Source organism: Pantoea sp. Ap-870, from assembly GCF_011752515.1.
In the GTDB taxonomy this organism is placed as follows: Bacteria; Pseudomonadota; Gammaproteobacteria; order Enterobacterales; family Enterobacteriaceae; genus Pantoea; species Pantoea dispersa.
The window spans coordinates 71,092-86,012 of sequence record NZ_VWXG01000003.1 but is presented as its reverse complement, the minus strand read 5'-3'; the positions used below and the strand labels follow the sequence as shown (position 1 = coordinate 86,012).

The following is a 14,921-nucleotide window of genomic DNA, read 5'->3' as shown; positions in this document are numbered from 1 at the left end:
ATGCGCACCCTGTAAAACCGCACTGCACCGTAGGGTCGCCATTGATGGCGACCTTCTGACCTTTACCGCTGCAGTCAGCCGCGATAGACGCAGCCAGCGGTGCAGGTCTCTTTGATCATCACCGCACTCAGCTCAGGCAGAATCGGCTTCATCTCATCCCAGATCCATTTCGCCATGACTTCGCTGGTCGGGTTCTCCAGGCCAGGGATATCATTGAGGTAATGATGGTCGAGACGATCGTAGATCGGCATGAACGCCGCCTTCAGTTCGGCAAAATCCATTACCCAACCGGTATGCGCATCCACTTCACCGGTAATTTCCAGTCGCACCAGAAATGAATGGCCGTGCAGACGACCGCATTTATGCCCTTCCGGCACGTGAGGTAAGCGGTGGGCCGCTTCAAACTGGAACTCTTTAAACAGCGTGGTAGACATAATGGCTCTCAGACGTAAAAACCGCTGAAGTCTACCTGAAAAGCAGATTTTTCGCACCCGCCAGCGCTGAAAAGGGCATTTCTGCCGATCTGCCGTTTACGCCGTAAATTAACTGATTGAATTACGACAACTTTATTTACCACTTTTACTGGTTAGTCTGACCCAAAAAACCACTTAGTCATTTTGGTTATTTATTATGTCGAAGCCTTATTTAATCGTTAATATACAGGCCGGTAACCTACCCACTCTTCCGCCGCTTCCCGGTACGGATTTCTGACACTGGAATTTTTAACGCGATGACGACTCAGGCACCCCCAGCGATGCTTCCGCTATCCCCGGAGCAAATTGCGCGCTTACAGGACGCGACCACCGATTTCAATCCAACGCAGCTGGCATGGCTCTCGGGCTACTTCTGGGGCATGGTTAATCAGGCACCGGGCACCGTTGCCGCGCCTGCGCCAGTCGCCGCTGAGGTGCCGGGCATTACGCTGATCTCCGCCTCCCAAACCGGCAATGCGCGCCGGCTGGCCGAGCAGCTGCGTGACGATTTGCTGGCGGCGAAACTGAGCGTTAACCTGGTGAATGCCGGCGACTATAAATTCAAACAGATCGGTCAGGAAAAACTGCTGGTCATCGTGACCTCAACGCAGGGCGAGGGCGAACCGCCGGAAGAGGCGGTGGCGCTGCATAAATTCCTGCTGTCGAAGAAAGCGCCGAAGCTGAGTGATACCGCCTTTGCCGTGTTTGGTCTTGGCGATACCTCCTATGAATTTTTCAGTCAGGCCGGTAAAGACTTCGACCAGCGTCTGGCTGAACTGGGCGGCGAACGCCTGCTGGATCGCGTGGATGCCGATGTTGAATACAGCGAGCTGGCCAGCGCCTGGCGTCTGCAGCTCACCGATATTCTCAAAGCGCGCGTGCCGGCGGAACCGGCAGCGCAGCTGGCAGCCAGCGCGGCTGGCAGCGTCAATCTGGTGGACAGCAGTCCTTACACCAAAGAAGCGCCGCTCACCGCCAGCTTTGCTCTGAACCAGAAAATTACCGGTCGCAACTCAGATAAAGACGTGCGCCATATCGAAATCGATCTGGGTGATTCCGGTCTGCGTTACCAGCCAGGCGATGCGCTCGGCGTATGGTATGAAAACGATGCGGAACTGGTGCAGGAGCTGCTGCAGCTGGTATGGCTGAAAGGCGATGAGCAGGTCGAGGTGCGCGGAGAAACCCTGCCGCTGGCCGAGGCGCTGCAGAAACATTTCGAACTGACGGTCAACACGCCGCAGATCGTCGAGCAGTATGCGGCCCTGTCGCGCAACGAGGCGCTGCTGGCGCTGGCGGGCGACAAGCCGAAGCTGCAAAGCTTCGCGCAGAGTTTCCCGATTGTCGACATGGTGCGCCAGGCACCCACCGAACTGAACGCCGGCCAGCTGACTGGCCTGCTGCGTCCGCTGACGCCGCGGCTTTACTCCATCGCCTCGTCGCAGGCGGAGAGCGAAACCGAAGTGCATATCACCGTCGGCGCGGTGCGTTATGAAATTGACGGCCGTCAGCGCGGCGGCGGCGCGTCCACCTGGCTGGCCGATCGGCTGGAAGAAGATGGCGAAATCCGCGTGTTCATCGAGCATAACGATAATTTCCGCCTGCCGGCCAATCCGGATGCACCAGTGATCATGATCGGCCCGGGCACCGGCATTGCCCCGTTCCGCGCCTTCATGCAGCAGCGTGAAAACGACGGTGCCAGCGGCAAAAACTGGCTGTTCTTTGGTAATCCGCACTTCACCGAAGATTTCCTCTATCAGGTAGAGTGGCAGAAATATGTTAAAGACGGTCTGCTGACCCATATCGATCTGGCGTGGTCACGCGATCAGGCCGAAAAGATTTACGTACAGGATAAAATCCGCGCCAGAGGGGCGGAAGTGTGGCGCTGGATTGAAGAGGGCGCGCACCTGTACGTCTGCGGCGACGCCAATCGCATGGCGAAAGACGTTGAACAGGCATTACTGGATGTGGTGGTCGAACACGGCGGCATGGATCGTGAAACCGCTGACGAATTTTTAAGTGAGCTGCGCATTGAGCGCCGTTATCAGCGAGACGTTTACTAATGAGCGAAAAACATCCTGGACCGCTGGTGGTTGAAGGCAAACTTTCCGACGCCGAGCGTCTGAAAAAGCAGAGCAACTACCTGCGCGGCACCATTTTAGAAGATCTCGACAATGGCCTGACCGGCGGCTTTACCGGCGATAACTTCCTGCTGATCCGTTTTCACGGCATGTACCAGCAGGATGACCGCGACATCCGCGCCGAGCGCGCCGCGCAGAAGCTGGAACCGCGTCATGCCATGATGCTGCGCTGCCGTCTGCCGGGCGGCATCATCACGCCAACGCAGTGGCTGGCGATTGATAAATTTGCCACCGACAAAACGCTATATGGCAGCATTCGCCTGACTAACCGTCAGACGTTCCAGTTTCACGGCATTCTGAAGAAGAACGTCAAGCCAACTCACCAGATGCTGCATGAAGTCGGACTGGACGCGCTGGCCACCGCTAACGACGTTAACCGTAACGTGCTGTGTACCTCGAACCCGGTGGAGTCAGAGCTGCATCAGGAAGCGTATGAGTGGGCGAAAAAGCTTTCCGAGCACCTGCTGCCGCAGACGCGCGCCTACGCCGAGATCTGGTGGGATCAGGAGAAGGTCGCCACCACCGATCAGGAGCCGATCCTCGGTGAGACCTATCTGCCACGTAAGTTTAAAACCACCGTGGTGGTGCCGCCGCACAATGATGTCGATCTGCATGCGAACGATCTGAACTTCATCGCCATTGCGGAGAACGGCAAGCTGATTGGCTTTAACCTGCTGGTCGGTGGCGGTTTGTCGATTGAGCACGGCAACAAAGCCACTTACGCGCGCACCGCCAGCGAGTTTGGCTACCTGCCGGTGGAGAAGATCCTTGATGTGGCCGCAGCGGTGGTCACCACGCAGCGAGACTGGGGTAACCGTACCGATCGTAAAAATGCCAAAACCAAATACACGCTGGAGCGCGTCGGCGTCGAGACCTTTAAAGCCGAAGTCGAGAAGCGTGCCGGCCTGACCTTCGAGCCGATTCGCCCGTACGAATTTACCACCCGTGGCGATCGCATCGGCTGGGTGAAGGGCATCGACAAGAAATGGCACCTGACGCTGTTTATCGAAAACGGTCGCCTGCTGGATTATCCGGGCCGTCCGCTGAAGCGCGGTATCGCGGAGATTGCCAAAGTGCATCAGGGCGATTTCCGCCTGACCGCCAATCAGAACCTGATTGTGGCCGGCGTACCGGAGGCGCAGAAAGCGCAGATTGAAGCCATTGCGCGTGAGCACGGCCTGATGGAAGCGGTCACGCCGCAGCGTGAAAACTCCATGGCCTGCGTGGCCTTCCCGACCTGTCCGCTGGCGATGGCTGAAGCCGAACGCTTCCTGCCATCCTTCGTCAGCAAAGTGGAGGAGATCATGCACCGCCACGGCGTCGGCGAAGAGCACATAGTGTTACGCGTTACCGGTTGTCCGAACGGCTGCGGGCGTGCCATGCTGGCCGAACTGGGCCTGGTGGGCAAAGCGCCGGGCCGTTACAACCTGCATATTGGTGGTAATCGCATCGGCACGCGCATCCCGCGCATGTACCGCGAAAACATCACGGAAAACGAAATCCTCGCCAGCATCGATGAGCTGGTGGCGCGCTGGGCCAGCGAGCGCACGGCAGATGAAGGGTTTGGTGACTTCGTGATTCGCGCGGGCATTGTGCAGCCGGTGGTCGATCCCGCCCGTGATTTCTGGGACCCGGAGGCAGTATGACACTACCCGATCTCGCCAGCCTGAACAGCGGCAGCAAAGTCGATCGCATCATGGCGCTGGCGGAAAGCAACGTCCAGCTGGAAAAGCTCTCTGCTGAACAGCGCGTCAGCTGGGCGCTGGAGCAGCTGCCGGGCGCCTTTGTGCTGTCGTCGAGTTTTGGTATTCAGGCGGCGGTACTGCTGCACATGGTCACGCAGCAGCGCCCGGATATTCCGGTGATCCTCACCGATACCGGTTATCTGTTCCCTGAGACCTACCGCTTCATTGATGAGCTGACGCAGCAGCTGAACCTGAATCTGCAGATCTTCCGCGCCGAAACCTCACCGGCGTGGCAGGAAGCGCGCTACGGCAAGCTGTGGGAGCAGGGCGTTGAAGGGATCGAGCAGTACAACCAGCTGAACAAAGTCGAGCCGATGAACCGCGCGCTGCAAACGCTGGGTGCGCAGACCTGGTTTGCCGGCCTGCGCCGCGATCAGTCCGGCAGCCGTGCCAGCCTGCCGGTACTGGCCGTGCAGCGTGGCGTGTTCAAAATCCTGCCGATCATCGACTGGGATAACCGTCAGGTGCACCAGTATCTGAAGCAGCATGGGCTGAAGTACCATCCGCTGTGGGACGAAGGTTACCTCTCCGTGGGCGACACGCACACCACGCGCAAGTGGGAGCCGGGGATGGCCGAGGAAGAGACGCGCTTTTTCGGCCTCAAACGCGAGTGCGGGTTACACGAAGGCTGACGGGCGCAATTGCTGCGAGTGCGCAGCGGTGCGCACCCGCAAAAAACCGGCAGGATCTTACAACGCTGGATTAGCCAGCTCCGTCAGCAGCGGCTGCAAAATGCGTACGCTGTCGCGCGTGCGCTGATGGATGCGCCCCGGCAGCCAGTGGTCGATGTAAGTCAGATTATCGCGCCCGGTCTGGTGGCGCACCGTACCCTCCGGAAAATGCGGTGAACGCGCGCGCTGCTGCTCACCGGCTTTATTGCCCAGCGCCCAGTTGGCCGCGGTGACGTCCAGCAGCGGAATCCCGGCTTTATCAAACGGATTAACGCCCGGGTAATCGCGTGCGGTCAGCACGTGGCTGGCGGCCGTGATGCCGTAACGGTGCGCAATCTGCAGGGCGCGCGCGCTGGTCTGCTTGCGTACCGCAGCTGGCGTATTCATGCCGTTATTAAAGTAGAGGCGATCGCCAACGATCAGGCTATTCAGATCGATCACCAGCAGCGTATCTTTCTTCTCCTGCACGCTCATGCGCGCCAGATAATCATCCATACCGTGTAAACCGGCTTCGCCTGCGCTCAGTGCCACAAAGCGCACGCCATAGTGCAGCGGCGTTTGACTCAGCGCCTGCGCCAGCTCCAGCATCACGCCCAGCCCGGAAGCGTTATCGTCCACGCCCTGCAAACGCAGGCCGCCGAGATTATTATCTGCCTCGTGCTGGCTGAGCGGTGTCCAGGTATCCAGATGGGTGACGATCAGAATCTCCTGCGGCACGCTGCCGGCGCGTGCGGCGATCACCGAGGTCGCCGTCAGTTTATGGCGGCGCGTGATGCCCTGTTTCTCCAGCCAGTTGTAGCTGGTATTAAACTGCCGGGTATTGCTCTGATAACCAAGCTGAGTGAACTGCTGCTGCAGATAATCTGCCGTCATCAGCTCGGCGGGGCTGCCGCTCATGCGGCCGGGGAAATAGGTAGCGATGTGACGCAGCTGCTGTTCGGCAAAGTGGCCAGGGGCGATCGCTGCAGCCTGCGCCAAAAGAGGCAAACCGCCGGCAATCAGTGCTGCCAGCACGCTGCGGCGGAGAGTGGCAAACATAGTGGTTGTCCTTTTCTGACATCCCGTCAGGGTAAAAAAATTCTGAGTTAGTATGAAACTGTGACGCCGCCTGCACAATTTGTATCGCTCCGAAACACCAGCAATATCATTTGTTAAGCACAAATTGTTATCAGCAATCCCGGTGCGTTATTCCATTTGGTAACTACTCATGCTAATTCGTAATTTCATCTGCCAGAAGGCGGGGACGTATAGTCGCGTTAACTTATTGTAAAACTAACAAGGTTAACGTGGATTACTTGCCTCTCTTTGCCGATCTCAAAAACCGTCCGGTGCTGGTGGTCGGCGGTGGCGAAATCGCTGCGCGTAAAATTGAGCTGCTGCGGCGTGCCGGTGCGCACGTGCGTGTGGCCGCGCGCGAGCTCGGCCATGAACTGCAGGCGCTGCGCGACATTAACGCCATCGAGTGGATTGCTCAACACTTCGACGCGGCGCAGCTGGACGATGTTTTCCTCGTGATTGCCGCCACCGACGATAACGCTCTCAACGCGCAGGTATTTGATGCCGCCAATGCGCGCCACAAGCTGGTGAATGTGGTCGACGACCAGCCAAAATGCAGCTTTATCTTCCCGTCGATTGTTGACCGCTCACCGCTGGTGGTGGCGATCTCCTCCAGCGGCACCGCGCCGGTGCTGGCGCGTCTGCTGCGTGAAAAAATCGAAGCGCTGCTGCCCGCCAATCTCGGGCAGATGGCCGAAGTGGCCGGTCAGTGGCGCGACAAAGTCAAACAGCGCTACCACAAAATGTCTGACCGTCGTCGCTTCTGGGAGCGGGCTTTTAATGGCCTGTTTGCCAGCCAGATGGCGGCGGGTAACGTCAACGAGGCGCGCCGCACGCTCGATCGCGAACTGGAAAACACCTCCGATAATCAGGGTGAAATCACACTGGTCGGTGCCGGACCGGGCGACAGCGGTCTGCTGACGCTGCGCGGGCTGCAGGTGATGCAGCTGGCCGATGTGGTGCTGTATGACCATCTGGTCAGCGATGAGGTGCTGGAGCTGGTGAGACGCGATGCCGATCGTATCTGCGTCGGCAAACGCGCCGGCGCCCATTCGGTGCCACAGGAAGAGACCAATCAGCTGCTGGTGACGCTGGCGCAGCAGGGCAAGCGCGTGGTGCGCCTGAAAGGCGGCGATCCGTTTATTTTTGGCCGCGGCGGCGAAGAGCTGCAGGCGGCGCAGGCGGCGGGCATTCCGTTCCAGGTGGTGCCGGGCATCACTGCAGCCGCGGGTGCTACCGCGTATGCCGGTATTCCGTTAACCCACCGCGATTATGCCCAGAGCGTGCTGTTTATTACCGGTCACTGCCGCGCCGACGGCGACGGTATCGACTGGCCGTCGCTGGCGCGCGCGCGTCAGACGCTGGCAATTTACATGGGCACGGTGAAAGCGGCGGAAATTGCCGCCGGGCTGATCGAACACGGCCGCGCGCCGTCAACGCCAGTGGCGGTGATTGGTCGCGGCACGCGCCAGGATCAACAGGTGCTGACCGGCACCTTAGCACAACTCGAGGCGCTGGCAGCTGCCGCGCCGACGCCAGCGCTATTAGTGATTGGCGAAGTGGTGAATCTGCACGGGCAACTTGCCTGGTTCCAACATTCGGCACAGCAGGGGGCTCGCGAGTCCGCCGTTGTCAATTTGGCTTGAGGAAAAATTATGGACCAAAATCGTCTCACTCATCTGCGCCAGCTGGAGGCAGAGAGTATCCATATCATCCGCGAGGTGGCGGCCGAGTTCAGTAATCCGGTGATGATGTACTCCATCGGTAAAGACTCCTCGGTGATGCTGCATCTGGCGCGCAAAGCCTTCTATCCGGGCACGCTGCCGTTTCCGCTGCTGCACGTTGATACCGGCTGGAAATTCCGTGAAATGTACGAGTTCCGCGATCGCACCGTGAAAGCGATGGGCGCAGAGCTGCTGGTGCACCGTAACCCGGAAGGCGTGGCGATGGGCATTAACCCGTTCGTGCACGGCAGTGCCAAACATACCGACATCATGAAAACCGAGGGCCTGAAGCAGGCGCTGAACAAATACGGTTTTGATGCGGCATTCGGTGGCGCACGCCGTGACGAAGAGAAGTCGCGCGCCAAAGAGCGTATCTATTCGTTCCGCGATCGTTTCCACCGCTGGGATCCGAAAAACCAGCGTCCGGAGCTGTGGCACAACTACAATGGCCAGATCAACAAAGGCGAAAGCATTCGCGTGTTCCCGCTCTCCAACTGGACCGAGCTGGATATCTGGCAGTACATCTTCCTGGAAAACATCGAAATCGTGCCGCTGTACCTGGCTGCACCGCGCCCGGTACTGGAGCGCGACGGCATGCTGATGATGATTGATGACGATCGTATCAACCTGCAGCCGGGAGAAGTGATTAAGCAGCGTATGGTGCGTTTCCGTACCCTCGGCTGCTGGCCGCTGACCGGCGCGGTGGAATCCGAGGCGCAGACGCTGCCGGAAATCATTGAAGAGATGCTGGTCTCCACCACCAGTGAACGTCAGGGGCGCGTGATTGACCGCGACCAGGCCGGTTCGATGGAACTGAAAAAACGTCAGGGTTATTTCTAAGGAGACGCCGATGAATACCGTTATTGCCCAACAGATTGCCGAGCAGGGCGGCGTTGAAGCCTGGCTGACCGCGCAACAACACAAAAGCCTGCTGCGTTTCCTTACCTGCGGCAGCGTCGACGACGGCAAAAGTACGCTGATTGGCCGTCTGCTGCACGATACGCGCCAGATTTATGAAGATCAGCTGTCGTCGCTGCACAACGACAGCAAACGCCACGGCACCCAGGGCGAGAAACTCGATCTGGCGCTGCTGGTTGATGGCCTGCAGGCCGAGCGCGAGCAGGGCATCACTATCGATGTGGCCTATCGCTATTTCTCCACCGAGAAGCGCAAGTTCATCATCGCCGACACGCCGGGGCACGAGCAGTACACCCGCAACATGGCGACCGGTGCCTCAACCTGCGATCTGGCGATCCTGCTGATCGATGCGCGCAAAGGCGTGCTGGATCAGACCCGTCGCCACAGCTTTATTGCCACGCTGCTGGGCATCAAACATCTGGTGGTGGCGATCAACAAGATGGATCTGGTGGCGTACAGCCAGGAGACCTTCGAGCAGATCAAACAGGATTACCTCGATTTTGCCGCGCAGCTGCCGGACGATCTTGATATCCGCTTTGTGCCGATGTCGGCGCTGGAAGGCGATAACGTCGCCACCCCGAGCGTAACCATGCCGTGGTACAGCGGCCCGACGCTGCTCGACGTGCTGGAGACGGTAGAGCTGAAGCGCGTGGTCGACACGCAGCCGATGCGCTTCCCGGTGCAGTATGTTAACCGGCCGAACCTCGACTTCCGTGGCTATGCCGGTACGCTGGCATCGGGCGTGGTCAGCGTCGGCCAGCGGGTGAAAGTGCTGCCGTCCGGTGTGGAATCCAGCGTTGCGCGTATCGTCACCTTTGATGGCGACCTGCAGCAGGCGGCCGCCGGTGAGGCGATTACCCTGGTGCTGAACGATGAGATCGACATCAGCCGTGGCGATCTGCTGGTGGATGCCGCAGCCGATTTGCAGGCGGTGCAGTCTGCGACCGTCGACGTGGTGTGGATGGCGGAACAGCCGCTGCAGCCGGGGCAAAGCTATGAAGTGAAAATTGCCGGTAAGAAAGCGCGTGGCCGCGTCGAAAAGATTCTCCATCAGGTGGAGATCAATACGCTGGAAAAACGCGCGGTCGACAGCCTGCCGCTCAACGGCATCGGTCTGGTAGAAGTGACGTTTGATGAACCGATGGTGCTGGATGCTTACCAGCAGAACCCGGTGACCGGCGGCATGATCTTTATCGATCGCCTGAGCAACGTGACCGTCGGTGCCGGCATGATCCATCAGCCGCTGAGCGCCGCGCGCAGTCAGGCTGGCCAGTACAGTGATTTCGAGCTGGAGCTGAACGCGCTGGTGCGCCGTCACTTCCCGCACTGGAACGCACGCGACCTGCTGGGCGGTCAGTAATGGCGCAGCACGACGAAAACGTGGTGTGGCATGACCATCCGGTCACGCGCGCTGAACGCGAACAGCAGCACGGCCATCGTGGCGTGGTGCTGTGGTTTACCGGGCTCTCTGGCTCGGGTAAATCTACCGTGGCCGGTGTACTGGAGCAGTCACTGCACCGGCTGGGCGTCAGCACCTATCTGCTGGACGGCGACAATGTGCGTCACGGCCTGTGCCGCGATCTCGGTTTCAGCGATGAAGACCGCAAAGAGAATATCCGGCGCGTGGGTGAAGTGGCGAAACTGATGGTGGATGCCGGACTGGTGGTGCTGACGGCGTTCATCTCGCCGCACCGTGCCGAGCGCCAGATGGTGCGCGATCTGCTCGGTGACGGACAGTTTATCGAGGTGTTCGTCGATACGCCGCTGGCGGTGTGCGAAGCGCGCGATCCGAAAGGCTTGTATAAAAAAGCCCGTGCCGGCGAGCTGCGTAACTTCACCGGTATCGACAGCGTTTACGAGGCGCCGGACGCGCCGGAAATCCAGCTGGATGGTGAACAATTGGTTACAAAACTGACCGGCCAATTGTTAGACCTGCTGCGCCACCACGATATCATCAGATCCTGAACCGACAGCGGCAAATCTCACGGTTTGCCGCGCTTTAGCGTCAACAGGATCTCTATGCAGAACGTTACCCCCATGCTGGCACGCAAAGATGAACGCACCCCGGATGAGCCACGCTCATCGTTGCCGGGCGGCGTGATCGGCTTTCTCTCGTACTGGTGTGCGCTGGGCATCCCGTTTCTGCTGTACGGCTCTAACACGCTGTTTTTCTTTCTCTACACCTGGCCTTTTTTCCTTGCGCTGCTGCCGGTTTCGGTGCTGATTGGCATCGTGCTCAGCCTGATGCTGCGTGGCCGGCTGTGGTGGAGCGGCCTGATCACCGCCCTGGTGGTGGTGTGCCTGTTCTGGCTGCTGTTCTCCTTTCTCTCCGGCTGGTAATCCGGCGCTGATGTGCAAACGCATCGGCAGGTTACAAAACTTTACCTGCCGTCCGGCGCTTTCCCCGTCATTATTTGTCCAGACAAATCTGCTTGCGCGCCATTTTCGCTGCCGCAGTGGAGTCCGGCGTCAAGTTATGGGATGATTGAGCCGTTTTTCAGGGGGCGGGGATGGGAAAACTGACGTTACTGCTGCTCGTGCTGCTGGGATGGTTGCAATACTCCCTGTGGCTGGGCAAGAACGGTATCCATGATTACACGCGCGTCAGCGAAGACGTGGCGTCACAACAGGCGAATAACGCCAAACTCAAAGCGCGTAACGATCAGCTGTTTGCCGAAATTGACGATCTCAATGGCGGTTCAGAGGCGATTGAGGAACGCGCACGCAGCGAGCTGGGCATGATCAGGCCTGGCGAGACTTTCTATCGTCTGGTGCCAGACCAAAACAAACGTAATGCGCAACAAGCGGCGCAGAACCAACAACGATAAACCATGAATCAGCTCTCTTCCTCTGCGGATGTGATTGCCGTGGTGCCGGCTGCCGGTATCGGCAGCCGCATGCAGGCCGCCTGTCCGAAGCAGTATCTCACTATCGGTCCATTAACCCTGCTCGAACACAGCGTGGCGCGCCTGCTGGCGCATCCGGCGGTAAAGCAGGTGGTGGTGCCAGTCAGCCCGGATGACGGCTGGTTCGATAGCCTGCCGCTGGCGCAGGATGCCCGCGTGCTGCGCGTCACCGGCGGCGAAACCCGCGCCGAGTCGGTGCTGGCCGGATTACAGACCATCCGCCACAGCGCCTGGGTGCTGGTGCACGACGCGGCGCGGCCGTGTCTGCATCCTGATGATTTAGCGCGTCTGCTGGCGGTGCGTGAGCACAGCAAAGTCGGCGCGATTCTGGCGGCACCGGTGCGCGACACCATGAAGCGCGCGGAGCCCGGCAAAGGTGCCATTGCGCATACCGTCGAACGCGATGACTTATGGCATGCGCTGACGCCGCAGTTTTTCCCGCATGCGCTGCTGACCGCCTGCCTGACGCGCGCGCTCAATGAAGGCGCGACCATCACTGATGAAGCCTCGGCGCTGGAGTATTGCGGCTATCATCCTGAGCTGGTCAGCGGACGCAGCGACAATATTAAGGTAACGCGGCCGGAAGATCTGGCGCTGGCGGCCTTCTATCTCACTCAGATTCAGTTAAAGGAGCACGCATGATGCGTATCGGTCACGGTTTTGACGTGCACGCGTTTGGCGGCGAAGGTCCGCTGGTGATTGGCGGGGTGCGTATTCCCTTCGAACAGGGCTTTATTGCGCATTCTGACGGCGATGTGGCGCTGCATGCGCTGACCGACGCGCTGCTGGGCGCGGTGGCGATGGGCGACATCGGCAAACTGTTCCCGGACACCGATCCGGCATTCAAAGGCGCCGACAGCCGCGGTTTGCTGCGCGAAGCCTGGCGTCGCATCCAGCAGAAGGGCTACCGCATCGGCAACGTCGATGTCACCATCATCGCTCAGGCACCGAAAATGCTGCCGCACGTGCCGCAGATGCGCGTCAACATCGCCGAAGATCTCGGTTGCCACATGGATGATGTCAACGTCAAAGCCACCACCACCGAGAAGCTGGGCTTCACCGGTCGCGGTGAAGGCATTGCCTGCGAAGCCGTGGCGCTGCTGGTGAAGGCCGATCGGGCATGAGTGAGCTGCTCTACCTGCACGGCGTGCCCGCTGCTACCGGGGTGATCAAAGCCAGTCCCGAAGATTTCGTGGTAATTGAAGATCTCGGCTATCCCTATGACGGCGAAGGCGAGCAGCTGCTGGTGCGCGTCCGTAAAATTGGCTGCAACACGCGTTTTGTCGCTGAGGCAATCGCCAAATTTCTCGGCGTGCATCAGCGCGATCTCAGCTATGCCGGCATGAAAGATCGCCATGCAGTCACCGAGCAGACGCTGTGCTTCCGCGTGCCGGGCACGGCGATGCCCAACCTTGCCGGCTTCCAGCTGGAAGGCGTGGAGATCCTGCAGGTGATTCGCCACAAGCGTAAACTGCGCACCGGCGCGCTGGCGGGCAATGCGTTTCGTCTGGTGGTACGTCAGGTGTCCGATCGCGCGCAGGTGGAATCGCGGCTGCAGCGAATTCAGCAGCAGGGTGTGCCCAACTACTTTGGCGAACAGCGCTTTGGCCGCGGCGGCAATAACCTGACGCAGGCGCGCCTGTGGGCAGAGGAGAAATTCCGTCCACGCGACCGCAGTATGAAAGGCATTCTGCTGTCGGCGGCGCGCAGCCAGCTGTTCAATCAGCTGACCAGCGCGCGCCTGCAGCGTGACGGTGCGCTGGATCGCGTGCAGCCCGGCGATGCGCTGCAGCTCAGCGGGCGCGGCAGCTGGTTTGTTGCCCAGACGGACGAGTTACCTGCGCTGCAGCAGCGTTTGGATAACCACGAGCTGCGCATCACCGCACCGCTGGCCGGACGCGGCGAGCTGGGCACTCAGGGCGAAACGCTGGCGTTTGAACAGCAGCAGCTGGCGGGCGTGGCCGATCTGCTGGGCCTGCTGGAGCGTGAACGCGTCGATGCGGCGCGGCGCGCCATGCTGGTGGTGCCGAAAGATCTGCAATGGAACTGGTGGGATGACGTCACGCTCGAGCTGCAGTTCTGGCTGCCGGCCGGCAGTTTTGCCACCAGCGTAGTGCGTGAGCTGCTGAGCAACGGCGCGGCGGCCCCGCTCGGCGACGAATAAGCGAACCCGGCGACGATGAGCAAAAATCTCACCATCAAGGATATTGCCGTACTCGCCGGTGTGTCGATCACTACCGTCTCGCGCGTGCTCAACAAGCATGCGTGGGTATCGGAAAAAACCCGCACGCGGGTGGAACAGGTGATCGCCGAGCATCAGTTCAGCCCCAACCTGATGGCGCGCGGCATGATATCGCGCCAGAGCTACACCCTCGCGGTGATTGTCTCTGACATCACTAACCCTTACTTCGTCACGCTGGTGGCGCAGATTCAGCAGGCCTGTCTGGCCATCGGTTACAAAATCACCCTGTACGATACCCAGTCGGCCAACCGCAGCCCTCAGCACGACGATGACGAAAGCGCGATTTTTCAGTCGATTATCGATAGCCAGATCGATGGGGTGATCGTGCTCGGCGGCCACAGCGACTATGCGCCGATTCCGGCCGGCTACCTGACGCTGCTGGAATCGCTGATGGACAAAATGGCGGTGGTGGTGGTGGGGCAGCCGCATCCTGCTGGCCGATGGCCGTGCGTGATGCGCGACCAGCAGCACTGCGTCGGGCTGGCGGTGAATCATTTGCTGGCGCGCGGCCTGCGTGATATCGCGTTTATTGGCGGTTCGCGCAAAGTGTGGGTGACGCGCGAGCGCGTCAGTCATTTCCACGCCACGCTGCAGCAGGCCGGCATTACGCCGCGCGACAGCTGGATCTGCCTGAATAACTTCTATCCTGAACACGGCTATCAGGCGATTGATACGCTGTGGCAGCAGGCAGAGCAACCGCAGGCGCTGGTGGCAATCAACGATCGCGTGGCGATGGGCGCGATCCGCGCGCTACGCGATCGCGGCATTGACGTGCCTGAGCAGGTAGCGGTAATCAGCTGCGAGCGTTTCCCCGGCAGCGAGTATTTTATTCCGCGCCTGACCAGCGTCGATCACCAGAATCCGCAGCTGGGGCAAAACATTATCACCATGATGATGGCGCAGCTGGACGGCAGCTTAAGCCCGCACGCGCGCTGCAGCACACCGCTAAAGCCGGTATTGATCCCCGGCGAATCCGCCTGATCTTCTCCCCTTAAACGTTCCGCCTGCTTTCGTTGCGCTTTGTTAGCGCGATCGCAATTTCACGATC

At 59.8% G+C, this 14,921-nt stretch carries 15 protein-coding genes; 13 read left to right on the top strand and 2 right to left on the bottom strand.

The features are described from left to right. Positions 1 to 74: 74 nt before the first annotated feature. Complete coding sequence (gene queD, locus F3J41_RS09650; protein WP_325969895.1) at positions 75 to 437, bottom strand: 6-carboxytetrahydropterin synthase QueD; 363 nt, start codon at positions 435 to 437, stop codon at positions 75 to 77. Between the two features lie 293 nt (positions 438 to 730). Here queD and cysJ point away from each other — a divergent pair, with 293 nt between their 5' ends. From cysJ to F3J41_RS09635, 3 genes are read left to right on the top strand one after another with little or no spacing between them, the layout of a single operon-like run. Continuing rightward, complete coding sequence (gene cysJ / locus F3J41_RS09645) at positions 731 to 2,533, top strand: NADPH-dependent assimilatory sulfite reductase flavoprotein subunit (protein ID WP_166710919.1); 1,803 nt, start codon at positions 731 to 733, stop codon at positions 2,531 to 2,533. Beyond that, complete coding sequence (gene cysI, locus F3J41_RS09640; protein WP_021507358.1) at positions 2,533 to 4,257, top strand: assimilatory sulfite reductase (NADPH) hemoprotein subunit; 1,725 nt, start codon at positions 2,533 to 2,535, stop codon at positions 4,255 to 4,257. The genes cysJ and cysI overlap by 1 nt, the downstream gene beginning before the upstream one ends. Continuing rightward, the gene (locus tag F3J41_RS09635) at positions 4,254 to 4,988 is read left to right on the top strand and encodes a phosphoadenylyl-sulfate reductase (protein ID WP_058759741.1); all 735 of its coding nucleotides are present in this window, start codon (positions 4,254 to 4,256) and stop codon (positions 4,986 to 4,988) included. Before cysI ends, F3J41_RS09635 begins: the two co-directional genes overlap by 4 nt. A 57-nt stretch (positions 4,989 to 5,045) precedes the next feature. Here F3J41_RS09635 and F3J41_RS09630 read toward each other — a convergent pair whose 3' ends face one another. Further along, entirely contained in the window at positions 5,046 to 6,065 is a 1,020-nt protein-coding gene (locus F3J41_RS09630) for an aminopeptidase (RefSeq protein ID WP_166710917.1), read from the bottom strand. A gap of 248 nt (positions 6,066 to 6,313) precedes the next feature. On the opposite strand from F3J41_RS09630, the gene cysG reads away from it, so the two are divergent. The 10 genes from cysG (at position 6,314) to F3J41_RS09580 (ending at position 14,854) form a co-directional block, all read left to right on the top strand. Further along, on the top strand, positions 6,314 to 7,729 hold the full coding sequence (cysG, locus tag F3J41_RS09625; RefSeq protein ID WP_021507355.1) for a siroheme synthase CysG: 1,416 nt from the start codon (positions 6,314 to 6,316) through the stop codon (positions 7,727 to 7,729). A gap of 9 nt (positions 7,730 to 7,738) precedes the next feature. Then, entirely contained in the window at positions 7,739 to 8,647 is a 909-nt protein-coding gene (gene cysD / locus F3J41_RS09620; RefSeq protein ID WP_021507354.1) for a sulfate adenylyltransferase subunit CysD, read from the top strand. A gap of 10 nt (positions 8,648 to 8,657) precedes the next feature. Next, a complete protein-coding gene (gene cysN / locus F3J41_RS09615; protein WP_058771479.1) occupies positions 8,658 to 10,085 on the top strand; it encodes a sulfate adenylyltransferase subunit CysN in 1,428 nt (475 codons plus the stop codon). Next, a complete protein-coding gene (gene cysC, locus F3J41_RS09610; protein WP_104189662.1) occupies positions 10,085 to 10,690 on the top strand; it encodes an adenylyl-sulfate kinase in 606 nt (201 codons plus the stop codon). Before cysN ends, cysC begins: the two co-directional genes overlap by 1 nt. Before the next feature lie 54 nt (positions 10,691 to 10,744). Next, positions 10,745 to 11,065 (top strand): DUF3561 family protein, encoded by a 321-nt coding sequence (locus F3J41_RS09605; protein WP_021507351.1) that lies wholly within the window; start codon positions 10,745 to 10,747, stop codon positions 11,063 to 11,065. Between the two features lie 170 nt (positions 11,066 to 11,235). After that, a complete protein-coding gene (ftsB, locus tag F3J41_RS09600) occupies positions 11,236 to 11,553 on the top strand; it encodes a cell division protein FtsB (RefSeq protein ID WP_021507350.1) in 318 nt (105 codons plus the stop codon). Between the two features lie 3 nt (positions 11,554 to 11,556). After that, positions 11,557 to 12,273 carry a 2-C-methyl-D-erythritol 4-phosphate cytidylyltransferase gene (ispD, locus tag F3J41_RS09595; RefSeq protein ID WP_021507349.1) on the top strand — a complete coding sequence of 239 codons (717 nt, stop codon included), beginning with the start codon at positions 11,557 to 11,559 and terminating at the stop codon, positions 12,271 to 12,273. Then, positions 12,273 to 12,755 carry a 2-C-methyl-D-erythritol 2,4-cyclodiphosphate synthase gene (gene ispF, locus F3J41_RS09590; RefSeq protein ID WP_031279680.1) on the top strand — a complete coding sequence of 161 codons (483 nt, stop codon included), beginning with the start codon at positions 12,273 to 12,275 and terminating at the stop codon, positions 12,753 to 12,755. Before ispD ends, ispF begins: the two co-directional genes overlap by 1 nt. Then, a complete protein-coding gene (gene truD / locus F3J41_RS09585) occupies positions 12,752 to 13,795 on the top strand; it encodes a tRNA pseudouridine(13) synthase TruD (protein ID WP_166710915.1) in 1,044 nt (347 codons plus the stop codon). The genes ispF and truD overlap by 4 nt, the downstream gene beginning before the upstream one ends. Before the next feature lie 15 nt (positions 13,796 to 13,810). After that, positions 13,811 to 14,854 (top strand): LacI family DNA-binding transcriptional regulator, encoded by a 1,044-nt coding sequence (locus tag F3J41_RS09580; protein ID WP_166710913.1) that lies wholly within the window; start codon positions 13,811 to 13,813, stop codon positions 14,852 to 14,854. Positions 14,855 to 14,921: the final 67 nt, after the last annotated feature.